The 26,919-nt window shown below is 64.2% G+C and carries 20 protein-coding genes and 3 tRNA genes; 15 read left to right on the top strand and 8 right to left on the bottom strand.

Annotated elements, in window-relative coordinates:
- The first annotated feature begins 14 nt into the window (after window positions 1–14).
- The 5 genes from F7R11_RS12870 to F7R11_RS12850 all read left to right on the top strand — a co-directional run bounded on the left by F7R11_RS12870 (window position 15) and on the right by F7R11_RS12850 (window position 5,929).
- Complete coding sequence (locus F7R11_RS12870; protein ID WP_021195289.1) at window positions 15–728, top strand: response regulator transcription factor; 714 nt, start codon at window positions 15–17, stop codon at window positions 726–728.
- Window positions 712–2,418: a FecR domain-containing protein gene (locus tag F7R11_RS12865; RefSeq protein ID WP_064803994.1), complete on the top strand. Its 1,707-nt coding sequence runs from the start codon at window positions 712–714 to the stop codon at window positions 2,416–2,418. The genes F7R11_RS12870 and F7R11_RS12865 overlap by 17 nt, the downstream gene beginning before the upstream one ends.
- Entirely contained in the window at window positions 2,387–4,738 is a 2,352-nt protein-coding gene (locus F7R11_RS12860; RefSeq protein ID WP_064803992.1) for a CHASE2 domain-containing protein, read from the top strand. The genes F7R11_RS12865 and F7R11_RS12860 overlap by 32 nt, the downstream gene beginning before the upstream one ends.
- 231 nt (window positions 4,739–4,969) lie before the next feature.
- The gene (locus tag F7R11_RS12855; RefSeq protein ID WP_021195286.1) at window positions 4,970–5,170 is read left to right on the top strand and encodes a hypothetical protein; all 201 of its coding nucleotides are present in this window, start codon (window positions 4,970–4,972) and stop codon (window positions 5,168–5,170) included.
- 57 nt (window positions 5,171–5,227) lie between these two features.
- Window positions 5,228–5,929, top strand: a complete 702-nt coding sequence (locus F7R11_RS12850) for a response regulator transcription factor (protein WP_021195285.1) — start codon at window positions 5,228–5,230, stop codon at window positions 5,927–5,929.
- Window positions 5,930–6,276: 347 nt separating this feature from the next.
- Here F7R11_RS12850 and F7R11_RS12845 read toward each other — a convergent pair whose 3' ends face one another.
- Window positions 6,277–7,032, bottom strand: a complete 756-nt coding sequence (locus tag F7R11_RS12845; protein ID WP_021195284.1) for a FadR/GntR family transcriptional regulator — start codon at window positions 7,030–7,032, stop codon at window positions 6,277–6,279.
- Window positions 7,033–7,137: 105 nt separating this feature from the next.
- Between F7R11_RS12845 and gudD the strand changes: the two genes are divergently transcribed.
- From gudD to F7R11_RS12810, 7 genes are all read left to right on the top strand, one after another.
- Window positions 7,138–8,490 carry a glucarate dehydratase gene (gudD, locus tag F7R11_RS12840; protein ID WP_031329472.1) on the top strand — a complete coding sequence of 451 codons (1,353 nt, stop codon included), beginning with the start codon at window positions 7,138–7,140 and terminating at the stop codon, window positions 8,488–8,490.
- Window positions 8,491–8,555: 65 nt separating this feature from the next.
- On the top strand, window positions 8,556–9,848 hold the full coding sequence (locus tag F7R11_RS12835; RefSeq protein ID WP_021195282.1) for an MFS transporter: 1,293 nt from the start codon (window positions 8,556–8,558) through the stop codon (window positions 9,846–9,848).
- Between the two features lie 10 nt (window positions 9,849–9,858).
- Window positions 9,859–12,270 (top strand): glycoside hydrolase family 31 protein, encoded by a 2,412-nt coding sequence (locus F7R11_RS12830; protein ID WP_064803990.1) that lies wholly within the window; start codon window positions 9,859–9,861, stop codon window positions 12,268–12,270.
- Between the two features lie 96 nt (window positions 12,271–12,366).
- A complete protein-coding gene (locus F7R11_RS12825; protein ID WP_064803988.1) occupies window positions 12,367–13,551 on the top strand; it encodes a porin in 1,185 nt (394 codons plus the stop codon).
- Window positions 13,551–14,492 carry an aldose 1-epimerase gene (locus F7R11_RS12820; RefSeq protein ID WP_064803985.1) on the top strand — a complete coding sequence of 314 codons (942 nt, stop codon included), beginning with the start codon at window positions 13,551–13,553 and terminating at the stop codon, window positions 14,490–14,492. The genes F7R11_RS12825 and F7R11_RS12820 overlap by 1 nt, the downstream gene beginning before the upstream one ends.
- A 150-nt stretch (window positions 14,493–14,642) precedes the next feature.
- Window positions 14,643–16,172, top strand: a complete 1,530-nt coding sequence (locus tag F7R11_RS12815) for an SLC13 family permease (RefSeq protein ID WP_064803983.1) — start codon at window positions 14,643–14,645, stop codon at window positions 16,170–16,172.
- Window positions 16,173–16,185: 13 nt separating this feature from the next.
- A complete protein-coding gene (locus F7R11_RS12810; RefSeq protein WP_064803981.1) occupies window positions 16,186–18,597 on the top strand; it encodes a hypothetical protein in 2,412 nt (803 codons plus the stop codon).
- Window positions 18,598–18,704: 107 nt separating this feature from the next.
- Here the strand turns inward: F7R11_RS12810 and F7R11_RS12805 are convergent.
- Both F7R11_RS12805 and F7R11_RS12800 read right to left on the bottom strand, forming a co-directional pair.
- Window positions 18,705–18,780, bottom strand: a tRNA-Lys gene (locus F7R11_RS12805).
- Between the two features lie 61 nt (window positions 18,781–18,841).
- Window positions 18,842–19,753, bottom strand: a complete 912-nt coding sequence (locus F7R11_RS12800; protein ID WP_064803979.1) for a LysR family transcriptional regulator — start codon at window positions 19,751–19,753, stop codon at window positions 18,842–18,844.
- Window positions 19,754–19,845: 92 nt separating this feature from the next.
- On the opposite strand from F7R11_RS12800, the gene F7R11_RS12795 reads away from it, so the two are divergent.
- Both F7R11_RS12795 and F7R11_RS12790 read left to right on the top strand, forming a co-directional pair.
- Entirely contained in the window at window positions 19,846–20,952 is a 1,107-nt protein-coding gene (locus F7R11_RS12795; RefSeq protein WP_064803976.1) for a YeiH family protein, read from the top strand.
- Window positions 20,953–21,108: 156 nt separating this feature from the next.
- Entirely contained in the window at window positions 21,109–21,843 is a 735-nt protein-coding gene (locus F7R11_RS12790) for a DUF899 domain-containing protein (RefSeq protein WP_064803974.1), read from the top strand.
- A gap of 34 nt (window positions 21,844–21,877) precedes the next feature.
- Here F7R11_RS12790 and F7R11_RS12785 read toward each other — a convergent pair.
- The 5 genes from F7R11_RS12785 to F7R11_RS12765 all read right to left on the bottom strand — a co-directional run bounded on the left by F7R11_RS12785 (window position 21,878) and on the right by F7R11_RS12765 (window position 25,570).
- Window positions 21,878–21,968 (bottom strand) — tRNA-Leu (locus F7R11_RS12785).
- A 143-nt stretch (window positions 21,969–22,111) separates the two neighbouring features.
- A tRNA-Asn gene (locus F7R11_RS12780) sits at window positions 22,112–22,187 on the bottom strand.
- Between the two features lie 90 nt (window positions 22,188–22,277).
- Window positions 22,278–22,604 carry a ferredoxin FdxA gene (gene fdxA, locus F7R11_RS12775; RefSeq protein ID WP_021194063.1) on the bottom strand — a complete coding sequence of 109 codons (327 nt, stop codon included), beginning with the start codon at window positions 22,602–22,604 and terminating at the stop codon, window positions 22,278–22,280.
- A gap of 170 nt (window positions 22,605–22,774) precedes the next feature.
- Window positions 22,775–24,469 carry a single-stranded-DNA-specific exonuclease RecJ gene (gene recJ / locus F7R11_RS12770; RefSeq protein WP_064803971.1) on the bottom strand — a complete coding sequence of 565 codons (1,695 nt, stop codon included), beginning with the start codon at window positions 24,467–24,469 and terminating at the stop codon, window positions 22,775–22,777.
- Window positions 24,470–25,570: a hypothetical protein gene (locus F7R11_RS12765; RefSeq protein ID WP_064806354.1), complete on the bottom strand. Its 1,101-nt coding sequence runs from the start codon at window positions 25,568–25,570 to the stop codon at window positions 24,470–24,472.
- Between the two features lie 98 nt (window positions 25,571–25,668).
- Here F7R11_RS12765 and F7R11_RS12760 point away from each other — a divergent pair, with 98 nt between their 5' ends.
- Window positions 25,669–26,919, top strand: a complete 1,251-nt coding sequence (locus F7R11_RS12760; RefSeq protein ID WP_064803969.1) for a lipoprotein-releasing ABC transporter permease subunit — start codon at window positions 25,669–25,671, stop codon at window positions 26,917–26,919.

The raw sequence follows: 26,919 nt of genomic DNA, 5'->3' as shown, positions 1-26,919 counted from the left end.
AAAGGGCAGTCCAGATGGCGATACGAATTGCCTCGGTAGAAGACAACCAGGCGCAATCGGAGTTGATTCGAGAGATCCTGGTTTCGTCCGGATACGAATGCGAGTCTTTCAGTAGCGGGGACGCCTTCGTCAAGGCGCTGCGGGATCGAACCTTCGATCTGCTGCTGCTCGACTGGCAGTTGCCGGACATCAGCGGCATCCAACTCGTGAGCTGGGTGCGGCAGACGGTCGGCCCGGCGCTGCCGGTGCTGTTTCTGACCAACCGCTCACTCGAAGATGACGTGGTGCGCGGGCTGGCTGCCGGCGCGGATGACTACGTCATCAAGCCAGTGCGCCGCGCCGAGCTGGTGGCACGCGTGGGCGCCTTGCTGCGCCGCGCCGCACCGCGCACCAGCGAATCGCTTGAGCGCATTCGCGTGGGTCCGTATGCAGTCGACCCGATCGGACGTGTGCTGACGCTGAACGGCTCGCAGGTCGAGTTGTCGCCGCGGGAGTTCGACCTGGGGCTGTACTTGTTCCGCAATGTCGGCAAGCTGGTGCCGCGCGAGCTGATCGAGCAAGCCGTCTGGGGGCGCAGCATCGGCCCGGATTCGCGTACGCTCGCCACACATATCTCCAAGCTGCGGCTCAAGCTGGACCTCAATCAGAAGAATGGCGTGCGGCTGGTCTCGGTGTACTCGCATGGCTATCGACTCGAAACCACACAAGAAGATGGCGAAGCAGGTTGAAGCGTTTCGACGCGAAGGATTCAGGCGCGCCGCGGTTGTCGGCGCGTTTGTTGTTTTTGGGGGCGCTTGGCAGGCAGCGGTTGCTCAACCTTCCGGTGCAGACGGCAGCGATTTTCTCTATCGCGTGCAGCCGGGCGACACGCTGATCACCTTGGCAGACCGCTACATGGATAGCGTCGAGGGTTGGCGCCTGCTGCAGCAGCGCAACCACGTCGCCGATCCGTATCGTTTGCAGCCGGGTTCTATGCTGCGGATTCCCTTCGATCGCATTCCGGTGGTGCCGGCCACGGCGCAGGTCGTGTTTGCGCGCGACGCCACGACTGCCGACCGCAAGCCGTTGCAGGCCGGCATGAAGCTCGCAGAGGACGCGCAGATCGAAACCGGCGACAAGGGCGCCGTCACGCTCGCATTTGATGACGGCACACGCGTGACCGTGCCGCCGGGCAGCCGCGTGGCGCTGTCGCGTGTGCGCGCGTTTGCACGCGCTGGGCTGATCGACGTGCGTGTGCACGTGAAGCAGGGCGAGGCCGAGTCGAACGTTTCGCCCAAGAAAACGGGCGTCGGCCGCTATGAGATTTCCACGCCTGCGCTCGTGACGGGCGTGCGCGGCACGCGCTTCCGCGTGCAGGCGAGCGAGTCCGTGTCGACCAGTTCTGTGCTCGAAGGGGAGGTGGCCACCAAGGCTGGCCGCCAAACGCAGGGGGTCAAGGCCGGGTTTGGTGTGCAGGTTTCGGGCGGACACCTCAAGCGTGCGGCGCTACCGGCGGCGCCAAAACTCGACGCCATTCCGGATCTGGTGCAGCGGCCGTGCTTCCGGGCGACGTGGCAGCCGGTGAAAGGGGCGGTTGCCTACCGTGCAGCCGTTGCGCGTGACGCCGCCCTAACCGAACTGAGTGCCTATCAGCACAGCAAGACGCCGGGTGCCACGCTGTGCGGTGACGAAGATGGCGACTACACGCTGGTCGTGCAGAGCATTGACGCGCTCGGCCTGACCAGCCCGTCGGCCACGCGGCCCTTTACGGTGCGCCTGCACCCGGAGGCGCCGTACACGATTCAGCCGGCGAGTGGCAAAACCTACCGCAGCGGTGAACTGGCGTTCTCGTGGGCGGCGGTGTCGGACGCGCGCAGCTATGACATGGAAGTGGCCGAAGCAGAGACCTTTGCATCGCCCGCAATCCAGGAGCACGGGCAGGACGTGCGTGTGAGCAAGACGTTGAGCGCGGGCACCTGGTGGTGGCGCGTGCGCTCGGTGGCCGAGGGCGGCAAGACCGGCCCTTGGAGCGACGCATTGCGCTTCCAGGCGCTTGATATTCCACCGGGCGCTGTGCCGCCTGCCTCCGTCGATGCGGGTGACGACGGCATGCTGCACGCCCACTGGCCTGCGCTGACGCCTGAACTGGCGGCAGCGGGCGCACGCACGCGTGTGCAACTCGCCAGCGAGCCGACCTTCGCCAAGCCGGTTGCCGACATCGTGAGCGACGGCAGCGAAGCCGCCATTCCGCAGCCGCCGGCCGGTACGTACTACATCCGTACGGGCGTTGACCTGGGCGATCCGGCATCGGTCGTGTACGCCAAGCCGCAGCGCATCGACGTCGGCGCGTTCGTTGGTGATTCATCGCGCAGCCCGGTGCAGAGCGGCGGTGGCAACCTCCTGCTCAATGACTGGTCCGGTCGCACCAACCCTCGCTGACCCGATGCGCGCGGCTCCGCGCGGCAGGCTGCGCTCTCTGGTGGAGTGGGGCGTGCTGGTGCTGCTGGCTGCCCTGCTGACGATCGGTGCCGTGCACTGGAGTGTGGTCGAGCGGTTGGATTCGGCGCTGTACGACACCGTGATCACGCTGCACGGGCATCCGGCGCGCGACGATATCGTCATCGTCGCCATCGACGATCAGAGCCTGGATGCAATGGGCCGCTGGCCTTGGCCGCGCCGCCGCCTGGCCGATCTGCTGGCGCGTGTGGGGGCGGCGCACCCGCGGGGAATCGGCGTCGATATTCTGTTTATCGAGCCAGACCTCGCACACCCCGAAGACGATCACGCCCTGGCTGCAGCCGTCGCTCAGGCTGGGCACGTTATTCTGCCCGCGCTGCCGGAGCGCACGGAGCAAGGGCGCGTGTATCACTACCCGTTCCTCGGCATCGAGGCCACCGTCGCACACATCAATGCTGCCGCCGACGCGGACAGCGTGGTGCGCGGCGTGTATCTGGCTGAAGGCCCACGTGGGCATGTGCTTGACCACCTGGCGGTTCAACTTGCGCGGCTGGCGGCACAGGCACCCGCGTCGACGCCAGCCACGCTCGATCTGGAAACCGACGCCGGCGGGTGGACCCGGCAGGCGCATATCCGCCTGAGCTTTGCCGGGCCGGCCGGTACGTTCCGGCATGTGCCCGCGCTGGATGTGCTCAATGGCCGCGTGCCGCCCGAAGTCTTCGCGGGCAAGCTGGTGCTGATTGGCGCCACGGCTTCGGGCGTGTCGGATATTTTCGCCACGCCCACTTCGCGCACGATGAGCGGCGTGGAGGTGCTGGCCAACGCCACGCAAACGGTGCTCGACGGCAGTGCCATCCTGCCGGTGCCGACCGGTGTGTTCTGGGTGACGACGTTGCTGCCGCTGTTGATGACCGCGTGCGCGGTGCGCTGGCTCACGCCACGCATGGCGCTGGCGGTGGCGCTGGCGAGTGCGGCAGCGCTGCTGCTGGGCGTGGTCGGCGCGCTGGTGCTGGGTAACCGCTGGCTGCCGCCGTTTGCCGCGCTGGTCGGGCCGCTGGTGCTGTATCCGCTGTGGAGCTGGCGCCAGCAGGAGGCTGCCTTGCGTTTCCTGCGTGACGAGCTCTATCGCCTCGCGCGCGAGCCCGGTGTCCTCACCGATACGGCGCCACTGGCCCGCACGGGCCGCACGCTCGGCGCACACATGGATGCGGTGGCCTCGCTGATCGACAAGCTGCGTGGGCTGCGCCGCTTCCTGGCCGATGCGTTGGAGAGCTTGCCCGATGCCACGGTCATCTGCGCCCCCGACGGCACGATCCGCCTGGCCAACGGCCGCAGCGCAGGGCTTGCTGGCCAGTCGAGCACGCCTGGCCAGAACCGCGCGGCTGCGCTGCGTGACCTGTCGAGCCTGCTGGCGCGCGCATTTTCCGACCCGGCCGCGGGTGAGCGTTACTGGGCGGACTGGTTGGCTGGACCCGACGCCAAGCTGGAGCCTGTCGAGCTGCATACACACGACGGCCGCTCGATGCTCATGCACGCCGCCGCCTTGCGTGACGATGCTGGCCGCCCCATCGACATCATCGTCAGCTTTGCCGACATCACCCCCGTGCGCCGGGCCGAGCGCCATCGTGAAGAAGCGCTGCGCTTCATCTCGCACGACATGCGTTCGCCGCAGAGCGCGATTCTTGCGCTCATCGAGCTGCAGCGCGATGCCTCGCGCGCGCTGGATCGCGAAGTGTTGCTCTCGCGCATCGAGCAGCTTTCGTCGCGCACGCTGGAGCTGGCCGACGCCTTCATCGACCTGGCGCGTGCCGAATCCCAGGCGCTCAAGCTGGTGGACGTGGATCTGGTGGGCCTGGTGCTCGATGCCGCCGACGAGGTCTGGGCCTTGGCGAATCGTCATCAGGTGGAGGTGCGTGTGAACGCCGACATCGAAGCGCCCGTGCGCGGCGAGCCGCGTCTACTGGTGCGTGCTCTGGTCAACCTGCTCAACAACGCCATCAAGTTCAGCACGCCGGGCTCGGTGGTGACGGTATCCGTAGGGACCGACGATGGGATGTTCACGGTGGCCGTGGCCGATCAGGGCGTGGGCATTGCGCTGGCGGATCAGCCAAGGCTGTTCCAGCCATTCCATCGCTTGCACGAGACGGAGGCCAACGCACCATCGGGCAGCGGCCTTGGCCTCGTCTTCGTGAAGACCGCCATTGAGCGCCATGGCGGCCGTATCGCCGTGCAGAGTGCACCGGGGCTGGGCTCCACCTTCACGGTCTGGCTGCCGCGCGGGCCGATTCACCAAGACGCCTGATCGCAGGCGTCTGCGACATATGGGCAACCGCACACACGGTGCGGCTTCTGCCACTTTCCTTTTTCAATCATTTGCAATCCGCTTGTCTGGCGGCCCTACAGTTCAATGGCCGACTGGCACAACGTACCCGGGTGATGCACCCGGTCGAGAGACGGCGGCACCTGGGCGAGAACCGGAAGCGCAGGCAGAAGCGAACCACGCAAGAAGGACCGGCGAACCGAGGTGCACCGTATGTTGAGCAAGACCGCAACCGATGTGCTGAGCGAATGCGAATACGAACACCTTCGCATGCAACTGCACCAAGCCCTGCGCGGCAACGGGAATCTGCCGCAGGATGCGCGAGTCTGGCTGGCTGGTCGGCGTTTATCCGCTCTGCGCGGCGAAGGCATCGTTCGGGTTGATGCGCGCCGGCGCGATGTTGTTTGCAGTTGATTTACGCGAAGCAGGCGGTTGATGCACCTCGCGGCCTTTCCAGAAAGAGACCGAGCCATGAAGATCGGCCTGATCGATACACATGTCGCCCGCCAACAGGCAATTCACTCCGCGCTGCAGCCGTCACGCTTTGAATGCGTGCCGCTGTTTCTCTCCCGCCAGGTATTCGAAGCCATCGACGTGCATGGCATCAACCTGCTGATGGTCGGTGCAAATGCGCATGACATGCCGGGCCTGTCGCTGGTGCGCACCGTGCGTGAGCGTGTGGGCCCTGGCATGGCCATCGTTTACCTCGCCGACGGTCAGGCCGATGTCGAGACCGCCGACGCACTGAACCACGGCGCAGATCTGTGCTTCCAGGGTGATATTCGCCCGCCTGAGCTGCTGGCGCGTCTCGATGCACTGATCCGCCGCTTTGCCGTCAGCCGTGCCGTGCGCGCCTCTGAAATTCGTCTGGGGCCCTACACGATCGACAGGCAGAACCGCTCGATCCGCCTGCGGGACACGCCGGTAGCAGTGCACGCCCGGGAGTTTGAGCTGGCGTTGCTGCTGTTTGCAAACGCCGGGCGCGTGCTGTCTCGTGCAGATATTGAGCTGGCGTTGTGGGGCCGCGAGCTGAGTCCGTATTCGCGCACGCTCGACACGCACGTCTCGCGCCTGCGCAAGAAGTTGCTGCTGGGCACCGAGAATGGCCTGCGCCTGCGCGCAATCTATGGGCAGGGTTTCTGCCTGGACCGCGTGATGGAAAGCGTCGTTTGACGGTGTAGCAACGCTGAAAGCGTCCCCACGCAGAACAAAGCCCCGCCAGTCGGGGCTTTTTCGTTGGCCGAAGAAGGGGCGGTAGGGGAGCGTGCCCAAAGAAAAACGCCCTGACACTCGGGACAGCAGCATCAGGGCCAAGTAGATCGCGGCTCTCTCTTCCGCGACCGGAGCGCACCCACGAGGGGTCGGTGCCTATTCAGGTTACGTGGCTGGCGTCGACACAATGCAAATCTTTATCAAGACCAGCCGGGGTGCGGTATGCGCCCAATCTGCGTTGGTTTGTCATAAGACATCGTACAACGTGGATGCCAATGTACCGCTTCCGCCTTCAGCTGCCGGCTGGTTCAGGTAAAGGCTTCCGATATCGAGGTGTCGGCCAGATCGTGCGCACGGCGCAGTCGTTCGCGGCTGTTCGACAGGTGCATGCGCATGGCTGCACGGGCGGCTTCCGGCTCCCTGCGGGAGATGGCCTCGAAGATGCTGCGGTGCTCGCGGTTGACGGTGGCGCGAGACTCTTGCGAGTTCAGATAGCCGACCTGCGATGCGTCAATGCGGCTGCGCGGGATCAATGTCTTGCCCAGTTGGTCTAGCACCGTCACGAAGTGCTGGTTGCCGGTGGCGCGCGCAATGCTCAGGTGAAAGCGCAGATCGGACGCCGCGCTGTCACGGCCGGCGGCCTGGTCTTCTTCGATGGCGTCGAGCGCTTGTTGCAGCGTGGCGAGATTCTCCGGCGTGGCGCGCTGGGCGGCTAGGCCGGCACATTCGGTTTCCAGCGCCACGCGCAACTCCAGCATGGCCAGGATCTCGTGCAGCGTAGAGGCGGTGCCCAACTGGATGGTGTTGTCCTGGCGCGGGGGCAGGACAAAGCTGCCGATGCCGTGGCGTGTCTCGATCAGCGCCTTGGCCTGCAGGCGTGAAATGGCCTCGCGCACGACGGTGCGGCTGACGCCCAATGCTTCCATCAACTCCGATTCGGTGGGCAGCTTGTCGCCGATGCGCAACGCGCCCGTGGCGATGCGCTGCTTAACGTAATCGACCACCACTTCCGCCAGGCTTTGGGTGCGGCGCGCGAGCGTTGCGGGGGAGCCTGGGGTGGGCATGCTGTCTCCGGATGGGTTTCGGGTTTACCAGGGGTGGTTCTGCGTGGATACGTCCATTATATTCCGCTCCATGTTGTATGACGACTGATAACGTATGTGACGGCCATGAATCACAACTCTGCTGAATCCACCCTGCGCACGCCGCGTATCACCCGCCTCCAGGTCATTCCCGTGGCCGGACGCGACAGCATGCTGCTGAACCTGAGCGGCGCGCACGCCCCGTTCTTCACCCGCAACATCGTCATCCTGGAAGACTCCGACGGCCATACCGGCGTGGGCGAGGTGCCGGGCGGCGAGGCGATCCGTAAAACCATTGAAGACGCGACACCGCTGGTGGTGGGGCAGCCGATCGGCGCATACAACAACGTGCTCAACACCGTGCGCCGGCAATTTGCCGACCGCGATGCGACCGGGCGCGGGCTGCAGACGTTTGACCTGCGCACCACTGTGCACGCCGTCACAGCATTGGAAAGCGCCTTGCTGGATTTGCTGGGCCAGCACCTGGGCGTGCCCGTGGCTGCCTTGCTGGGGCAGGGGCAGCAGCGTGCCAAGGTGCCGGTGCTGGGCTACCTGTTTTTCGTGGGCGACCGCAAGCGCACCAATCTCGACTATGCCGATGGCAGCGACGCCACCGACGACTGGACTCGTGTGCGCCACGAAGAAGCGCTCACCCCCGAAGCTGTCGTGCGCCTGGCCAAGGCCGCGCACGCCCGCTACGGCTTCAAGGATTTCAAGCTCAAGGGCGGCGTGTTGAGCGGCGATGATGAAATGGTCGTCACCACCGCGCTGGCCGAGGCCTTTCCCGACGCGCGTGTCACGCTGGACCCGAACGGTGCGTGGTCGCTGGAAGAGGCCATCCGCCTGTGCCGCGACAAGCACGACGTGCTGGCCTATGCCGAAGACCCGTGCGGTGCCGAAGGCGGTTACTCCGGCCGTGAGGTCATGGCCGAGTTCCGCCGTGCCACCGGCCTGCCGACCGCCACCAACATGATCGCCACCGACTGGCGCCAGATGGGCCACGCCATCCAGTTGCACTCGGTCGACATTCCACTGGCCGATCCGCACTTCTGGACCATGCAGGGCTCCGTGCGCGTGGCACAAATGTGCGATGACTGGGGCCTGACCTGGGGCTCGCACTCCAACAACCACTTCGATATTTCACTGGCGATGTTCACGCACGTGGCCGCTGCCGCGCCGGGCAACATCACTGCCATCGACACCCATTGGATCTGGCAGGACGGCCAGCGTCTGACGCGTGAGCCGTTCCAGATCGTGGGCGGCGAGATCGACGTGCCTGCTGTGCCGGGGTTGGGCGTGGTGCTCGACATGGCCCAGGTAGAGAAGGCGCACGCGCTGTACAAGCAGCACGGGCTGGGCGCGCGCGACGATGCTGCCGCCATGCAGTGCCTGGTGCCCAACTGGACGTTCAACAACAAGCGTCCGTGTCTGGTGCGTTGAGGTAGGCAGACCCCGGGCGGTCTCAGACCGCCCAAAAAAATACAAAAAATATCTGGAGACGAATCTTGAAAACCATCAAGGGTTTGCGCTGGTGGATCATCGTGCTGGTGTGTCTGGGCACGATCATGAACTACTTGGCGCGCAATTCATTGGGTGTGCTGGCCCCAACGCTCAAGGAAGATCTGTCAATGACCACGCAGCAGTATGGTTACGTGGTCATGGCGTTTCAGTTTGGCTACACGCTCATGCAGCCAGTGTGCGGCTTCATCGTCGACTTGATCGGCCTGCGCATCGGCTTTGCGCTGTTCGCTGTGTTGTGGTCGTTTTCCGGTGTGCTGCATGCAGGCGCAACGGGGTGGCTGTCGCTGGCAGGTTTCCGCGCCTTCATGGGATTGACGGAGGCGGCGGCCATTCCATCGGGTATGAAGGCCGTGGCGGAGTGGTTCCCGGACAAGGAAAAATCGGTGGCGACGGGCTGGTTCAACGTCGGCACGTCGTTCGGCGCCATGCTGGCGCCGCCGCTGGTGTTGTTCCTCTCCATGCGGCATGGCTGGCAAGCTGCGTTTGTGGTGACCGGTGCGCTGGGCTTCTTCTGGGCGGCATTGTGGTACGCCTTCTACCGTTCGCCAAACGAGCATCCGCGGTTGTCCAAGCAAGAGCTGCAAACCATCACCGACGGGCAACTGCGTTCGGCGGGCGGGAAGCGCGAAAAGCGTCCGATCTCCGAGATCGTGTTGTCGCGCCGTTTCTGGGCGATTGCACTGGCGCGCTTCTTTACCGAGCCGGCCTGGCAGACGCTCAGCTTCTGGATCCCGCTGTACTTCTTCAAGGAGCGCGGCATGGATCTGAAGCAGATCGCCATGTTTGCGTGGTTGCCGTTCCTCGCGGCGGACTTGGGTGGCATGGCCGGCGGTTATCTGTCACCGCTGCTGATGAAGTATGGTCGCCTGCCGCTGGTGTGGTCGCGTGTAGGCGGCGTGGTACTGGGTGCACTGATGATGATCGGCCCGGCGTGCGTCGGCCTGGTGGCATCGCCGTATGTAGCCATCGCGCTGTTCTGCGTGGGTGGCTTCGCGCACCAGATGATTTCCGTGTCCGTCAATACGCTCAGCGCAGACGTGTTCGATCCGCAAGAAGTGGGTACGGCCAGCGGTTTTGCCGGTATGTCCGGCTGGATCGGCGGTCTGGCATTCACTGCTGTGGTGGGCGCTTTGGCCGATACGGTTGGCTATGGCCCGCTGTTCAGCCTGCTGGGCGCGTTTGACGTGATTGCCGCCGTGCTGTTGATCATCCTGATCCGCGGTCAATCTCAGGAAGAGCGTGCTGCACGCCAGATGAAACTCTCCGCTTCAAATTGAGCTGAAACCGATGTCCATGCTGCATCCCCCCCGATTCGAACTCCAGGCGCAAGACGGCAACCGACTTCGCCTGGCCAGCAGCACTGGCGCTGCGATTGAAGTCTTCGTGCTCGAAGAAGACATCATCCGTGTGCTGGTGCTGCCGCACGGTGACTTGCGCGGCCCGGCCACGTGGTCGATTGCGCCGGGCGCCGACGATACGCCGCTCGAAGGGCGTGACCGACGTGATCTCAGCGGGTTCTCGCTGCCGACGTTCGAGCTGCATGCTGATGCCGACACGCTGCGCTTGCAGACCAGCAAGATCCGCCTGAGCGTTGCACTCGCGGGCGGCTTCTGCACGTGGGAGATCAGCCGAGCCGGCCAATGGCAGGCGGTGCTGCACGATCGCGCCACCCAGGCCTACAACTTCGGCTACTGGGATGAACAGGTCTATCACTACGTGCGCCGCGAACCGGGTGAGATGTACTTCGGTCTGGGTGAACGCGCTGGTGAGCTCAACCGCGCGCATCAGCGCTACGAGATGCGCAACATCGACGCGATGGGCTATAGCGCACGTACGACCGATCCGCTGTACAAGCACATTCCGTTCTATGTGACGTGGCACCCGGAGAACGGCACCGGTTTCGGCCTGTTCTACGATACGTTGTCCGACTGCAGCTTCGACATGGGCCGCGAGCTGGACAACTACCACGGCCACTACCGGTACTTTGCAGCGCCGTTTGGCGATCTGGACTACTACTTCATCGCTTCGCCCGATACGCCGCTCGACGCCACGCGCCGCTTCACGTGGATGACCGGCCGCCCGGCGTGGATGCCGAAATGGGGCCTGGGCTATTCCGGCTCGACCATGACGTATACCGACGCGCCCAACGCGCAGGAGCAGATGGGCGAGTTCATCAAGGGATGCCGCGAGCACGACATCCTGTGCGATTCGTTCCACCTGTCGTCGGGTTACACATCGATCGGCCCGAAGCGCTACGTCTTCAACTGGAACACCGACAAGTTCCCGGATGCGCGCGGCTTCGTACAGGGCTACCTGGATGCCGGCATTCGCCTGTGCCCCAACATCAAGCCCTGCCTGCTGCAGGATCACCCCAAGTTTGCAGAGGCTAAGGAAGCCGGCCTGCTGGTGTGCGACGCCAATGGTGAGCCCGCCTGGGTGCAGTTCTGGGATGAGGTGGGCGCGTATCTCGACTTCACCAACCCGAAGACACTGGATTGGTGGAAAGCCAACGTCAAGAGCGCGTTGCTCGACTACGGCATGGCGTCCACCTGGAACGACAACAACGAGTTTGAAGTGTGGTCCCCCGATGCCTTCGCGCAGGGGTTTGGCAAGAAGCACCCGATTCGCGAAGCCAAGGTACTGCACACCATGCTGATGATGCGCGCCTCGCGCGAGGCGCAGCTTGAGTACGCGCCGCAGCGCCGGCCGTTCCTGGTGTCGCGCTCGGGCGTCGTCGGCATGCAGCGCTACGTGCAGACCTGGTCGGGCGACAACTACACCTCGTGGGAGACGCTGCGCTTCAACAACAAGATGGGCCTGGGTCTGGCGCTGTCGGGGGTGTCGAACATCGGCCATGACATTGGCGGTTTCGCGGGTCCGGCGCCGTCGCCGGAACTGCTGGTGCGCTGGGTGGCGTTCGGCGCCTTCCTGCCGCGCTTCTCCATTCACTCGTGGAACGACGACAAGACCGTCAACGAGCCGTGGATGTACCCAGAGGTGACCTCGCAGATCGCCTCGCTCATCAAGCTGCGCTATCGCCTGATTCCGTATCTGTACGAGCTGCTGTGGCAATCCACGCAGGCCTACGAGCCGGTGCTCAAGCCGACGTTTGCCGAGTTCCCATCGGACCGCCGCTGCTACGAAGAGAACGACGACATGCTGATCGGCGCGTCGCTGCTGGTGGCGCCGGTGGTGGAGCAAGGGCAGCGCGAGCGCTCGGTCTATCTGCCCGCCGGTGCGCGCTGGGTGTCGTACTGGAGCGGTGAGGCATTCGAGGGTGGTCAAACCGTCACGCTGCCTGCACCGTGGGACCAGCCGGTCATGTTGATCCGCGAAGGTGGTGTGATTGCGCTGAACGTGGCTGAGCAGCATTTCGACCAGCGCGCCGATCAGCGTGCCTTCCTTGTGGTGCCGACGAGCGGCGCCGGCGAGGCGGTTGGTGGCTGCATTGAGGACGACGGCGAGACCGAAGCCTGGCGCCACGGCGAGCAGGGTCGCTGGAACGTGCGCGCGGTGTCGGACGCGCACACCCTCACGCTGCATGTCTCACGCGAAGGCCGCATGTCTGTGCAGACAGACACCATCGAGATCCAGTTGCCCGCCGCCGAGCAGCGGCAGGTGCAGGCCTCAAAGGCCCGTATTGTTGACGACAACGTTGCAGGCGGCTGGCGCCGTCTGACGCTGCAGTTGCTGGCCTAGTGCCGCATCCCCCGTGCATCGCAACCGGGCGCGGAGAGCCCGGAGATGCACGGTTTCCCCAAGGTGCTGGAGATAACCAAAACCGAGACAACAACGATGAAAACCACACGAGCCAAATTTTCTGTCAAACCTGTCTATGCATGCGCCGCACTGCTATGCGCGGGGCTGTCGATGCACGCATCGGCGCAATCGTCGGTCACGCTGTACGGCGTGGTCGATAACGCCATTGCCTATTCGAGCAATCAGGGCGGGCATTCCAACACGTACATGAACTCTGGCGCCCTGGCCGCCAGCAAGTTCGGCCTGATGGGCTCGGAAGACCTGGGCGGCGGCAACACGGCAGTGTTCCGCCTGGAGAACGGTTTTGCAGCCGATACGGGCGCGCTAAGCAAGGCGAACACCATTTTTAATCGCCAGGCCTATGTCGGCCTCGCTAACAAAGACTACGGCCAGGTCACGATGGGTCGTCAGTACACGCCGTACTTCCAGTACGTTGCCGCGCTGGGCCCGACCAATGTGTTGACCGGCGCTGTCGGTGCGCACCCGGGCGACGTCGACGCGATGGACACCACGCTGCGTGTGCCGAATTCGATCACCTATACGTCGCCCACGTTCGGCGGTTTCCAGGCGGGTTTGCAGTACGGCATGGGCGAGCAGGCGGGCAGCATGTCCAACGGCAGTGCCTTCAGTGCGGCAATGCGTTACGACTACCAGGCGTTCGCCTGGTCGGCTGGCTACATTCGCTTGAAGAACGTCCCGACCTTCCAGAACAACACTGGTGACTTCGCCAACAACGCGCCCATCAACAAGGGCTATGCAACAGCCGATACCGCACAGATCATCGGTACCGCTGCACGTTACACCGTGGGCAAGCTGATGATGGGGTTGAACTACTCCAACGTGCAGTACAAGCCGGGTGCCACCTCGCCGGCAGGGTTTGCACAGACGGCGTCGTTCAACACGTTTGGTGCGATTGCCACGTACGCGCTCACGCCTGCTCTGACTTTGGCCGCCGGCTACAGCTACACCGCCGAGAACAAGCGCAACGGCGTGGACAAGGCGGCGCGCTATCACCAGATCTCGATGGAGCAGCTGTATTCGTTCTCCAAGCGCACGGCGTTCTACATGGTTGAGGCCTATCAGAAAGCGAGCGGCCAGACGCTGAGCTCGACGGGCAGCATCGTCAACGCTGTGGCATCGGTGGGTGACTCGCAGAACGGCACGCCGTCCAGCGGCCCGAGCCAGTTCGTCGGCATGGTTGGCATTCGTCATTTCTTCTGATGACGTTGACGACGTGGCTGGCACCTGGCCCGGTGCATACGCTGCGGGCCGGCGCATTGACAATGGTCGTCGCGCCGGCGGCGGGTGGCCGCATTGCCTCGCTGGCTTCGGCCGGCGAGGGCAGCCAGCGCATTGATTGGCTGGCGCCGATGTCCGAGGTTTGCCTGCGTGACGGCTTCAATGGGTTGGCATGGCCCAAGGCGGGCTGCTACCCGTTGTTGCCGTTCTCCAACCGCATCCGCGAAGGACGCCTCCAATGGGGTGGCCGCGAGATTCGTCTCGCGCCGCATCCGGGCCAGCCGCATGCCATGCACGGTCTGGCGCACGCACGTGCATGGGCGGTCGAGCAACTGACCGCATCGTCGATCGTGCTCGGCCTGCGCCACGTGCCCGACGTCGACAGCTGGCCCTGGGCATTTACCGCCACGCAAACGCTGGTGTTGACCGCGGAAGGGCTGGACGCCGTCATGACGCTGCGCAATGACGGTGACAGTGATATGCCTGCAGGCGGCGGCTTTCATCCGTACTTCGTGCGCGCTGCCGGCATGCACATCCAGTTTGATGCGGCGACGATGTGGCCGACCGATGCCGGCGAGGTGGCCATCCGCAGCGAGCCGATCACGGCGCGCGAAGACTTCAGCAACGCACGTGCGTTGCCGGACGACGCCCTCAGCGTCTACTACAGCAATTGGCGGCAGCAGGCCGCCATATCCCGCGTCGACAGTGCAACGCTCACGATACGCGCTGCCGATCCCCTCGATCATTTCATCCTCCATGCGCCGAAAGGGCAGCCTTACTTCTGCCTAGAGCCCGTCTCGCATGTGGCCGACGCGGTCAATCTGGCCGCGCAGGGTTGGGAAGGAACGGGGCTGCGTGTTCTCGCGCCGGGCGAGACGATGCGTTTGCGCATGCAACTGCGTATCGAACCCGCCGTCAGCTGATCTCCCAAAGGGCGCTTGTACAGCGGGGTCATGACGATATGCAAACGGATTCGTTGGCGGCCCGGGATTAGCCCGTAGCATGGCTCCAGAAGGGAGCAGATTGACCAGCATGGCGTCTTTGTGCATCCAGCAAACCGTCATGGGGTCATCGTGAGCAGTCCAGTCGATCCGTCATCGCTGTCTTCGCAGTCCGGCTGGCAATCTGGCCAGGTGATCGCCGGTGTTCGTTCGCGGCTCAGCCCGTTGCTCAAGGCGCGCCTCGGTTTTTTTGCGGCGTGGGCGGCGTTCTTGCTTGTCTTGTTTGTGTTGCCGCAGCCAGAGGGGCTGTCGCCTGCGGGGCGTGCCACCCTGGCGGTGGTGGCCTGGGCTGCCGTGATCTGGATGAGCGAAGCGGTGCCGGTGGGGGTAAGCGGCATCCTCATTCCGGCGCTGCTGGTACTCGCGCATGCTGTTACACCCTTCTCCAAGGCCGCCAGCGGCTTCGCCACACCGGTGGTGTTCCTGTGCCTGACCGCGTTCCTGTTCTCGTCGATCATGCAGGGGGCGGGACTGGACCGCCGCATTGCGTTGTGGCTGCTCGACAAGCTCAAGACCAGCACCGCCAATGGCGTGATCTGGTCGATGTTTGCCATCAACTTCGTGCTGAGCTTTCTGGTGCCGGCGGCCAATGCACGAGCGGCGGCACTATTGCCGGTGGTCAACGGCATCGCCGATCTGTTTGGCGACACGCCGCGTGAGCGTAGTGCCAAGAAGGCCATCGTCATCCAGTCGCTGGTCTATGGCTCGATGATCAGCGGCATGTGCATCTTGACCGCGCATTTGCCCAACCTGGTGATCGTAGGCTTGCTGCAGAAACAGCTCGGGTTGCATCTGTCCTATCTCGACTGGTTCAAGCTGCAGTGGCCCTACCTGGGCATGTTCGTGCTGACGCAACTGTGGGTGCAGTTCTACTTCAAGTCGCGCGCTGTGAGACTGCCCGGCGGCGCGGCCGCCATCGCGGCTGAACGTGCCGCGCTGCCGCCGGCGGGTGGGCATGCCAAGGCCATCCTGTTGGTGTTCGCAGCGGTGGCTGTGCTCTGGGCGACCGAGTCGTGGCATGGCTTGCCTTCCGAGATCGTGGCGTTGCTTGGTCTGGCCGCCTTGTTCGTGCCGGGGCTGACGGGGCTGGGCTGGAAGGACATCCAGAACCGTACGATCTGGGGCACGCTCTTCCTGCTGGCGGGTGCGCTCAGCCTGTCTGCCGCCATCAGCGAAACAGGCCTCGCGCCGTGGGTGGCTGACTGGTTGTATCGCTTCGCCCAAGGCCACCCGTGGTGGCTGGCGTTGTTCATTGTGATGATCGGCACGCATGTGGCGCGGCTCGCCATGCTCTCCAACGTGGCTGCCGTCACCATGATTGCGCCCATCATGCTGGCGCTCGCACCCAAGCTGGGCCTGCATCCGGTGGCTTTCACGCTGCTGGTATGCGACAGCGACAGCTTCGCCTACATCCTCCCCACGCAGATCACCGCCGCCGTGGTGGCCTACAGCAGCGGCACCTTCACCACCGCGGATTACGCAAAGGTGGGCGTGGTGTCTGTGCTGATCGGCATCGTCTATGGCGTGTTCGTGATGGCGCCGTGGTACGCGCATCTCGGCATCCCCGTCTGGGACGCGGGTGCGCCGTGGCCTTTCCATTGATCGGAGTCACTCCATGAACGACCGAGCATCCCCGGCGTTAGGCTATGCCGCCTTGCGGGAGCGGCTGGGCGAGCATCACGCGCCCGCAGGCCTGTATGAAAAGAACAAGGCGTTGCCGTTTGCCGGCCGCGCCTCCTGCTCGGTGAGCCGGCTGGAGGCGGGTGAGTGGGCGGAGATCCTGATCGACTATGAAGTCGGTGCTTCGGGCATTGCAGACGGCGCCTGGCTGAAAACCACCTTCAAGTTCTATTCCGACTGGGCACTGTTTCAGACCACCGACCCGTCCGGCGCCAACTACCTCAGCGCCGAATACCAGGCTGGCCCATTGGTGCCTGGACAGAGCCCTGCGACCGTACAGGCGCTGAACGTGCGCTTCGAGCAGAAGGGCCACGAGCGGCCCTTCCAGAAGGCGATCATCGTTGACGTGGTCGACGGCTACCTGAACGCGGGTGACCACATCCTGATCCGCCTGGGCGATCGGCGGCGTGGCGGGCCCGGCACGCGCGTGCAGACCTTCATTGAAGACAGCTTCCGCTTCCGGTTGTATGTCGACCCGCTAGGCACCTCACGCTTCGTGGCGGTGCCGGGCGACGTGGTGATCGACATCCATGCAGGTCAGCCCGCACAGGTGTTGCTCCAGGCGCCGCGTTTTGCCCGGCCGGGCACGCCGCTGTCGGTGCGCACGTCCTTGCTCGACCGGTGGGGAAACATCAGTTCGGATGTGGGCGGCACGATCCGCTTGACGGCCTGGGATGGCGATACGCCGGTGCACCAGCGCGACTATCCGGTGCCAGGTGGCGGCTGGGCCACGCTCGGCATCGATGACCTGCCCACGGATGCCGGCACGCTTCGGCTGGAGGCCGTTCTGCTGGACGCGCCACATGTGAGCAAGGCCACGGCCTGGTTGTCGATCTTCGAGGCGCCCAACGCGCCGCGTGCGTTCTATGCAGACCTGCACGTACATGCCCACGACACCGTCGGCACCAACAGCCCCGCGTACAACGCTGCCTACGCGCGCGATATCGGCGGCATCGACGTGTTCGGCTACACCGTCAACGATTTCCAGATCACCGATGCCAACTGGAAGCTCGGGCTGGATGCCGTCAACGCGTTCAACGAGCCGGGCCGCTTTGTTGCGTACCCGGTGCAGGAGTGGTGCGGCAGTTCCACCGCTGGTGGAGACCACAACGTCGTCTTCCTCGGCGATGAGGCGCCGGGCTTCCCCTACAACGCGCGCGGCGAGCACAACCGCACGCTGGTGTGGAACGAAGACATGAAGGGCAGCGCCGTTGAACTTGGCCGCTGGCCGATCGAGGAGTTGTGGGATGCGTACATCGACGCGCCTGAAGAGCACCTGATCATGCCGCACGTGGGCGGGCGGCGTTATATCCCCGACTGGCATCACCCGCAGCTCGAACGGCTGGTGGAGATCGCCTCCAGTTGGGGGCATTTCGACTGGCTGTACCGCGACGTCATCGCGCGTGGCTACCAGCTCGGCGTGGCCGCCAGCGGCGATGAGCATCGCGGGCGGCCTGCGGGTGGCGCGCCTGGTGTGCAGGTGTTCGGTGTGCGCGGTGGCCTGACGGGCGTGCTGGCCGAGCGGCTTGATCGTCAATCGATTGGCCGTGCCCTGCGTGCACGCCACACCTGGGCCAGCACTGGCGAACACACTGCGCTGCTGGTACGCAGCGGCAAACATATCCAGGGCGATGCCTTCACGCATCAAGGCCCCGCGCGCTTTGACTACCGGTTCCTCGGCCAGGTCGGCTGGGAATACCTTGCCGCGTATGACCACACCGGCCTGATCTGGGAGCGCAACCTGCATCAGGAGGCCGGCTTCTCCGATCGGCTGATTCGCATACGCTGGGGCGGTGCCCGCATCCGCGATCGCTACCGCTGGGCCGCCTGGCAGGGGCGCATCCGCATTCTCAACGGCACCATCCACCGCTTTGGCGGCCACGGCTTCGAGCACCTGGAGGAATCATGCTGGCGCGAAGGCACCACGGACATCGGCTTTCGCAGCGACACCTATGGCGATGCCGATAGCGTGGAGATCGACATCAGCAACCTCGCCGCCGCACGGATCGTGATCGAGGGGCGCATCGACAGCTACATCAAAGTTGGTGATCCGCTACAGCGCAATCCGTTTGCGCATGCGCCGGATTTTCACTGGGAGATCAGCGGGGCCGAGTTGCTTGCCAAAGATGGATTGCGGCTCGAGCTTGGCGGGACCGAGCTTTTCATTGCGGTGGAGCGGTTGACGGAACAGGCCTTGCCAGTCGACGTGAGCGGGGCGCTGGAGGTCGAACCGGTGAATGGGCCGTTTGGCTTCCGGCCGGTGTACTTCCACGGGCGGGAGCGGGGCGACCAGAAGGTGTGGTCGTCTGCGCAGTTCGTATCGTTCGTGGGGGATGGCGGCGTGTGATGACAGCCGCTGCGCTGCGTTGACATGGATCTGCATAGGTCCATGTCTTTGCGGAAATTGTGGAAATGAAAAAGGCCCGACAGTTGCCTGTCGGGCCTTCCATATTCTGGTGGGGCGTGAGTGACTCGAACACTCGACCTACGGATTAAGAGTCCGCTGCTCTACCAACTGAGCTAACGCCCCGCGAAGAAATGAGACTATATCAACCTTTCTCGGATCGCGCTAGTCCTTTGTGCGATTTTTTTTACGAGTCGTCCGAATGCAGGCTCGCGTGGCCGTGTAGCGCGTCGATGAATTGCGTCAGGCCGTGCGTCGGATGCTTGTCGCGATGGCGCACGATGAGCAGTGGACGAGCGATGCGAGGTAGGCCGCTTTGCACCTCGACCAGCCGGCCGTCGCGCAGCGCATCGGCTACCACGTGGCGCGACAGGCAACTGATGCCATAGCCTGCAGCCACGGTGCGCTGAATCGCCTCCGAGTGCCCGAGTTCGAGTGCCACATGCAGGGGCCCAACGACCGAGGCAATGCGGCTGTCGACCAACTCCCGTGTGCCCGAACCCGGTTCGCGCATCAGCCAGCCGGCTTCGCGCAGCGCGGCATGTGAGGCCGGTCCTTGCGCGAGCGGATGCCCTGGCGCTGCAACGATCACCATCTCGTCGTCGATCCACGTTTCAATTTCCAGGGCTTCTCCGCGGCACGTGCCTTCGATCAGGCCGATGTCCACCTCGAAGCGCTGCACCGCGTCGACCACATCCTGTGTATTGCCGATCAGCACGTCGAGCTGGCTGTCGGGGGCGATCTGCTGCCGGAAGCTCGCGAGCAGGGCGGGCAGCACGTAGTTGCCGATCGTGCTGCTGGCGGCGAGCTTCAGGCGCACGTTGGGCTGCACGGTGGCGCGCTCCAGCGCGTCAGCATGGTCGAGCAGGGCTTGCGCCTGCGGTAGCAACTGGCGACCGAGCGCATTCAGGTGGAGGCGCCGTGCATGCCGGTCGAACAACGGGTGCCCGAGCGTCGATTCCAGCTCCGCCAGCGCCGCGCTCACCGCCGACTGCGACAGGCCGAGTTGCTCGCCGGCGGCGGTGGTGGTTTCGCACTGCGCGATGGCGGCAAACACAGCCCATTGGCGCAACGTGACACGAGGGGCTTTGTTATCCATAAAACTGGTCATTCTTAGAAAAATTACCCGTTTTACATGTTATCACATGCCGCATATCGTTATGCGTATAACGAATAAGCAAGGCGGATGTGATGACAATTGCACAGAAACAATTGGCCCCCCAGGGTGTGGTGCCCGGGTTTGATGGCCGGACGCTGTTGAGCGTGGGCGTGTTGTTTGGGTGCGCCGGGGTGGCGGTGGTGCTTGGCGGAATGGGCTGGGCGAGCCACCTGGGTTTGAGTGCGCTGACGCTGGCCATCCTGCTCGGCATGGTGGTGGGGCATGTGCCGGGGCACCAGCGGTGGCTGACGCCCGGCGCGATTCAGTTTGCACGCCACACGCTGCTGCGTGCTGGAGTGATTCTCTATGGTGCCCGGCTGACGCTGGCGCAGATTCATGACCTGGGCGCATCTGGCGTGGCGATTCCGCTGCTGGTGCTGGCGCTGACCATGGTGGCCGGCACCTGGATCGGCACGCGCTGGTTTGGTCTTGCCCGCACGCAGGCCGTGCTGGTGGCAGCGGGCAGCGCGGTGTGTGGTGCGGCGGCGGTGCTGGCTGTGGCACCGGCAGTCAAGGCGCAGCCGCGTGAGACGGCCGTGGCGATTGCGAGTGTGGTGCTGTTCGGCACCGTCGGCATCTTCCTGTATCCATGGCTTTACACGCTGCTGGCGCATGCTGGCATGGCAGTCGCGCCGGAGCATTTCGGTGTCTATATCGGCTCGACGATGCACGAGGTTGCGCAGGTGATTGCCACCGCGAAGCCGCTGGGCGATGACGCTACCAATGCCGCTGTCGTCAGCAAGATGGTGCGTGTGCTGGCCCTGGCGCCGCTGCTGGTGGTGCTGGCTTGCACGACGCCCGCTGCTGATGACGGTGCCGCCTCCACGCAATCCCGTGAGGGTGCGCTGCGCAAGGCATCCGGTCACGCATGGAAGGCGATGCCGTGGTTTGCAGTCGGCCTGCTCGGCGTGACGCTGCTGAACTCGGCGGGTGCGATTCCGGCCGCATGGCACGCCCCGATCGACGCGATCGACACGGCAATGCTGGCCTGCGCGATGTTCGCCATCGGCACGCAGACGCATGTGCCGATGCTGCTGAAGTCGGGTGTGCGTTCGCTGTTGTGTGCGGCCGTGCTGTGGGTCGGGTTGGTGGTGGGTGGTGCGCTGATCAACGTCGCTGTGCGCTGGCTGATGGGCTGATCTCGACACCCAGCGTCGGGTATGTAGAGACGGCGGATTCGCTTCCATGGCGCACAGGTCGCATCCGAATCGCGACTTGCGCGCCGCGCCTTTTCATTCGCGAGAGGCGGCCTAGTATGAAGTCCTGTCTGACTGTCGTAGAGAAGGGGACTCATCATGCAATCGCATCCCGTGGTTTCGAGAGACGAATGGCTCATCAAGCGGCGCGAATTGCTGGCGCGTGAGAAAGAGGCGATCCACCTGCGCGATGCCGTCAACGCCGAGCGCCAGGCGTTGCCGTGGGTGAAGGTCGACGCGCAGTACGTGTTCGATACACCTGATGGCAAGAAGACGCTGGCTGAGCTGTTCGATGGACGCAGCCAGTTGATGGTCTATCACTTCATGCTCGGGCCAGGCTGGGAAGCGGGGTGCCCCGGATGCTCGTTTCTCTCGGATCATCTGGGCGGCATGCTGCCGCATCTGAATCATCACGACGTGACGCTGGTCGCCGTGTCGCGCGCATCGATGGCGGAGATCGCGGCCTACAAGAAACGCATGGGCTGGCACTTTCCGTGGGTGTCGTCGTTCGGCACTACGTTCAATCACGACTACCGCGTGAGCTTCTCGCCCGAAGCGTTGGAGAGCGGGGCAGTCGACTACAACTACACCGCTACCCCAAGCGCCGAGGCCCACGACGAGTTGCCCGGCATGAGCGCGTTCTACAAGGATGATGCCGGTAACGTGTTCCACACGTATTCGACTTACGCGCGCGGATTGGAAGACATGGTTGGCACATTGCTACTGCTCGATCGCGCACCGCTGGGCCGCAACGAAACCGGCCCCATGTCATGGGTACGCCGTCACGATGAATACGACGATGCGCCGAAGGCGCACGCATGTCACGCTTCGTGAGGCAGCAGGAGCAAGAAAAAGAAGACAAGGGGATTGGTGCCCGAGGCCGGGATCGAACCGGCACGCGCCGATTAGGGCGCAGCGGATTTTAAGTCCGCGGTGTCTACCAATTTCACCACTCGGGCACGACGATCGGTGCAAGACGGTACACGATACCGGCGACGACACCGATGCCACAAATGAAATTGGACGGCTGTCCAATCGTGACGTCGACGTCCATTCACCAAAGTAAAAAGCCCTTGCGATTTCTCGCAAGGGCTTAAGTACTTGGCTCCTCGACCTGGGCTCGAACCAGGGACCTACGGATTAACAGTCCGGCGCTCTACCGACTGAGCTATCGAGGAATCGCTGCAACAGCGAAGAAACGAATTCTAGCTAGTTTCCGTTCTCCCCGTCAATACCTTTTTTGCGTTGACGGTAAAAAAAGTTGGAGATCAGCGCTCGAGATACTGCTCCTTGTCCTTCACGTCCTTCCAGTCGTCGGCGTCGGGCAAGGGTTGCTTGGTCTTGGTGATGGACGGCCAGCCGATGGTCGAGAGTTCGGCATTGATGGCGATCCACTTCTGCTGATCGGCAGGTACGTCCTCTTCAGCGTAGATGGCGTTGACCGGGCACTCGGCCACGCACACGGCGCAGTCGATGCACTCATCCGGATCGATGGTCAGGAAGTTCGGGCCTTCGCGGAAGCAATCGACGGGGCAGACGTCCACGCAGTCGGTGTACTTGCAGCGGACACAGCTTTCGGTAACGACGTGAGTCATTTCGCTTGGAGGTTAATGCTAGGAATTCGTGGGGTGTGCGGTCATGGCAGGTGCCAAGCCGACAATCTCGTATTGTAACGCAGCTGCCGTGCCTGACGGCTGCATCATCTGCGTACCGTCAGACAGTTTTGGCATGTGTTTATGCGCCGGCGCAAGTTCTGGGCAGGTGGCTATTGCGCGTGTTCGATCACCATCTGCACGCGCGTGATGCCGTTGAAGGTGTTGTTGTCGAGCCGGTAGGCCACATAAGCTGAAGCGCCAAGCGGTTCAGCGTGGTTGAACCAGATCGCATCGAAATGCTGCTTGCCGCGCCCGAGCTTGAGCTTCAGGTGCTTGTCCTTGAGCACCGCCTGCGACAGAACATCGAACTCGCCGCAGAAGCTCGGCGCCGGAAAACCCTGGCCCCAGACCTGGGTTTCGAGCAGCTCGACGAACTGGGGAGAGAAGCACTCGGGGTCGGCCTCGCCGTCGGTTTCCAGCACGCGTGAGAGCAGGGCCTCGGTCAGCCATTCGCGACCAACGGCTTCGAAGGTGGCAACGAATTCGTCGAAGCCGTCTTCGCGCAGCGTGAGGCCGGCCGCCATGGCGTGCCCGCCAAACTTGACGATCAGCCCGGGGCTGCGCTTGTGCACGGCGTCCAGCGCGTCGCGCAGGTGGAAGCCCGGGATCGAACGGCCCGAGCCCTTGATGACGCCGTCGTCGCCGGGTGCAAAGGTGAAGACGGGGCGGTGGAACTTGTCTTTGATGCGCGAGGCGACGATGCCGATCACGCCCTGATGCCATGTCTCGTTGTACACGGCGATGGTGTGGCGACCCGCGCCATCGAAGGCGTTCATGCTGTCCAGGATCGCCAGCGCTTCCTGCTGCATGCCGGCTTCGATCTCGCGGCGCTCGCGGTTCATGCCGTCGAGTTCGGCGGCAATGGCCATGGCGCGATCGTAGTCATCCGTGAGCAGGCATTCGATGCCGAGTGACATGTCGGCCAGCCGCCCGGCCGCGTTCAGGCGCGGGCCGAGGCCGAAGCCGAGGTCGAACGTCGATGCGCGACGCGCCTCGCGTGCCGCCACGCGGAAGAGGGCGGCGATGCCGGGGCACATCCGCCCCGCGCGCATGCGTTTGAGCCCTTGTGCCACCAGCAGCCGGTTGTTGGCGTCGAGCTTGACCACGTCAGCCACGGTACCCAGCGCCACCAGATCGAGCAGTGCGTCGAGGCGAGGCTGTTCCTGCGGTGTGAAGACGCCACGGGCGCGCAGTTCGGCTCGCAGTGCCAACAGCACGTAGAACATCACGCCCACGCCCGCCAGGTTCTTGCTCGGAAAGCCGCAGCCAGGCTGGTTCGGGTTGACGATCACGCGCGCCTCGGGCAATTGCGCGCCCGGCATGTGGTGATCGGTGACGACCACGTCGATGCCCAAGGCATTGGCCGCCGCCACGCCCGCCACATCGGCAATGCCGTTGTCGACGGTGACCAAGACGTCCGGCTTCTCGCGCGCGGCCAGCGCCACGATCTCGGGCGACAGGCCGTAGCCGTATTCAAAGCGGTTTGGGACGATGTAGCTCACCTGCGCGCCGAGCATGCGCAACCCGCGCACGCCCACGGCGCAGGCGGTGGCGCCGTCGCAGTCGTAGTCGGCAATGATGAGCAAGCGCTTGTTGGCGGCGATGGCGTCGGCCAGATAGCGCGCTGCATCGTCGATGCCCTTGAGCTGTGCCGGCGGCAGCAGGTCGGCCAGCTCGGTCGACAGTTCATCGGGTCGAGCAACGCCGCGTGCGGCCAGGATGCGTGCCAATACAGGATGGATACCGTGGCCAGCCAGCGTGTTGGCGGCCTCAGTGGAGTGCGAACGGACAGCGATACGGGTCATTCAGGCAGCCATGGAAAGCGGGGATAGCGCATCGCGTAAGGTGCGCGGGCGGCTGAAGCGGCGCAGCCAGCCCAATAGACCAAAGGGCCCGTTGGCCAGTTCGCGGCGGGTGACGCGGTAGTGGGCGTAGTGCGAATCGCCGGTCAGGATGAGGGAGACGGCATCGATACGGCCGTCGGCCAGTGCGTCGGCGGCGGGGGTGAACCAGTCGCGGTCGTAGGCACGCAGGGTTTCGATCCAGTCGTACCAGTCGGCGGAAAGGTAGGGCTTGCCAGCATCGCCCAGTAGCACGGCGGCGCTGGTGCCGTCTGCCGGCAGGGCGGCCAGCGTTTCGGCGCACAGCTCGGTGGCATTGGCGGCGTGGCACAGCCCAGCGAAGAACGGATCGGCGCCGATCATGCGCTCGGCAATCGGGCGGGTGTCGAGCAGGGCGCCCTGGCCGAACAGCCAGACCGAGTTGACCGGCAGCAGGCCGCGCGCCTCGCGGGCTTGGTTGACGGGGTGGTCGTACCACGTCATCTGGATTTCGTTCTGGAACTTGCGCCAGGCGCGCTCCTGCTCGCCCTTGTGCATCCAGATGTCGATATTGTGGCCGGTGGCGCGCTGCGGAGCTGCGGCAATCAGGTCGCCAAACGGCGCATCCGGGAGATACCAGCGGGCGGCCTGGGGGGCGTCCAGGTGCAAGTGCATGTCGGCCAGCAGCGGGGCGATGGCGGCGCGCAGCGCGTCGGCATCGGCCGCTTCCAGCCGGAGTTGCGCTGGGTCGAGCATCACCAGATGGTCGCGCGCGGCGTGAATATGCACCGGTTGCAGGCAGGCCCAGGTGCGCGTGTCGGCGGTGCTGCCGTCGGCCAGGCGCATGTACGGGGCGGAAGGCAACGGCGAGGTTGGGGAACCTGCGGGCAGCCCAGCGCGCGCCGCCAGCCAGCGTTCGTGCGGCAGCGTGGGCAGGTAGGCGTCGTCGTGGCGCTCGCGTTCCGTCTCACGCGCGCGGGCAAGCAACCTTTCCAGGCCCGGCAAGGTCAATTGACGGTAAGCGTCGTCCGCCACCTCGGCGGCGGGGGCGCAAAACGGGACAATCAGAAAGAGTTCAGGGATCATGGCTCCGAGATTGTAAACTTCCGGCTGCCCGGCGCGTGCGCCGGCGAAGTCACACAGCATCGTCACATCACACGGTCACACCACACGGGGATGCCCCTTTGAAATTTCCATACGAATGGCAGATCGGCTGGCGCTATACGCGCGCGGGCAAGCGTGCCAGCCGCAACAGCTTCATTTCCTTCATCTCGCTTATCTCCATGCTTGGCATTGCGCTGGGCGTGGCGGCGCTGATCATCGTGCTGTCGGTCATGAACGGCTTCCAGAAGGAAGTGCGTGACCGCATGCTGTCCGTGCTCGCGCACATCGAGGTCATGGCGCCGGGTAGCCTGCCCGACTGGCAGCGCACCGCCAATGAGGCGATGCAGAACAAGGAAGTCATCGGTGCAGCGCCGTACGTGGGCGCACAGGCCATGATCACGCGCGATGACGCCGTACGCGGCGTGCTGCTGCGCGGTGTGTCACCGGCGGATGAGCCGAAAGTGTCGGACATTGCCAAAGACTTCAAGTCCGGCGCGATCGACGATCTGAAACCCGGCGAGTTTGGTATTGCGCTGGGCAGTCAACTGGCCCAGGGTCTTGGCGTGCGCCAGGGGGACAAGGTCACGCTGGTGGCGCCGCAGGGCACCATCACCCCGGCTGGCGTGTTGCCCCGCCTGAAGCAGTTCACCGTGATCGGCACGTTTGAATCGGGGCACTACGAGTTCGACAGCTCGCTCGCGCTGATCAACATGGAAGACGCCGAGCGCCTGTTCCGCCTGGACGGCCCGACCGGCGTGCGCCTGAAGCTGACCGACATGGACCGCGCGCCCCAGGTGGCCGAGGCGCTGTCACGCACGCTCACCGGCGAGCTCTACATCCGCGACTGGTCGCGCCAGAACCGCAACTGGTTCGCGGCGGTGAAGACCGAGAAGAAGATGATGTTCATCATCCTCACGCTCATCATTGCGGTGGCGGCGTTCAACCTAGTGTCCACGCTGGTGATGACGGTGACGGACAAGCAGGCCGACATCGCCATCCTGCGCACGATGGGCGCGCAGCCAAGTTCCATCATGAAGATCTTCATCGTGCAGGGCGTAGCGATCGGCTTCATGGGCACGCTGCTGGGCGTGGGGTTGGGCACGCTCATCGCCTACAACATCGACGTGATTGTGCCCTTTATCGAACACCTCTTCGGCGTGCAATTCCTGCCGAAGGACATTTACTTCATCAGCGAACTGCCCTCGGACCCCCGCGTGAACGACATTGCGACCATCGGCATCATTTCCTTCATCCTCGCCTCGGTGGCGACGCTGTATCCGAGCTGGCACGCCTCGCGCGTGAACCCGGCGGAGGCCTTACGTTATGAATAA

The sequence above is a fragment of the Ralstonia insidiosa genome, assembly GCF_008801405.1.
Taxonomy (GTDB): domain Bacteria; phylum Pseudomonadota; class Gammaproteobacteria; order Burkholderiales; family Burkholderiaceae; genus Ralstonia; species Ralstonia insidiosa.
The sequence above is the reverse complement of the archived record's forward strand: the minus strand, read 5'-3'. Positions and strand labels throughout refer to the sequence as shown.

Excerpts from the sequence above, each read along its gene's own strand:
- F7R11_RS12825 (WP_064803988.1), top strand. The coding sequence starts at position 12,367 with ATGAAAACCACACGAGCCAAATTTTCTGTCAAACCTGTCTATGCATGC.
- F7R11_RS12820 (WP_064803985.1), top strand. The coding sequence starts at position 13,551 with ATGACGTTGACGACGTGGCTGGCACCTGGCCCGGTGCATACGCTGCGG.
- F7R11_RS12865 (WP_064803994.1), top strand. The coding sequence starts at position 712 with ATGGCGAAGCAGGTTGAAGCGTTTCGACGCGAAGGATTCAGGCGCGCC.
- F7R11_RS12795 (WP_064803976.1), top strand. The coding sequence starts at position 19,846 with ATGACAATTGCACAGAAACAATTGGCCCCCCAGGGTGTGGTGCCCGGG.
- F7R11_RS12850 (WP_021195285.1), top strand. The coding sequence starts at position 5,228 with ATGAAGATCGGCCTGATCGATACACATGTCGCCCGCCAACAGGCAATT.
- F7R11_RS12845 (WP_021195284.1), bottom strand. The coding sequence starts at position 7,032 with ATGCCCACCCCAGGCTCCCCCGCAACGCTCGCGCGCCGCACCCAAAGC.
- F7R11_RS12800 (WP_064803979.1), bottom strand. The coding sequence starts at position 19,753 with ATGGATAACAAAGCCCCTCGTGTCACGTTGCGCCAATGGGCTGTGTTT.
- F7R11_RS12860 (WP_064803992.1), top strand. The coding sequence starts at position 2,387 with ATGACTGGTCCGGTCGCACCAACCCTCGCTGACCCGATGCGCGCGGCT.
- F7R11_RS12870 (WP_021195289.1), top strand. The coding sequence starts at position 15 with ATGGCGATACGAATTGCCTCGGTAGAAGACAACCAGGCGCAATCGGAG.
- fdxA (WP_021194063.1), bottom strand. The coding sequence starts at position 22,604 with ATGACTCACGTCGTTACCGAAAGCTGTGTCCGCTGCAAGTACACCGAC.
- F7R11_RS12855 (WP_021195286.1), top strand. The coding sequence starts at position 4,970 with ATGTTGAGCAAGACCGCAACCGATGTGCTGAGCGAATGCGAATACGAA.
- F7R11_RS12810 (WP_064803981.1), top strand. The coding sequence starts at position 16,186 with ATGAACGACCGAGCATCCCCGGCGTTAGGCTATGCCGCCTTGCGGGAG.
- recJ (WP_064803971.1), bottom strand. The coding sequence starts at position 24,469 with ATGACCCGTATCGCTGTCCGTTCGCACTCCACTGAGGCCGCCAACACG.
- F7R11_RS12830 (WP_064803990.1), top strand. The coding sequence starts at position 9,859 with ATGTCCATGCTGCATCCCCCCCGATTCGAACTCCAGGCGCAAGACGGC.
- gudD (WP_031329472.1), top strand. The coding sequence starts at position 7,138 with ATGAATCACAACTCTGCTGAATCCACCCTGCGCACGCCGCGTATCACC.
- F7R11_RS12790 (WP_064803974.1), top strand. The coding sequence starts at position 21,109 with ATGCAATCGCATCCCGTGGTTTCGAGAGACGAATGGCTCATCAAGCGG.
- F7R11_RS12765 (WP_064806354.1), bottom strand. The coding sequence starts at position 25,570 with ATGATCCCTGAACTCTTTCTGATTGTCCCGTTTTGCGCCCCCGCCGCC.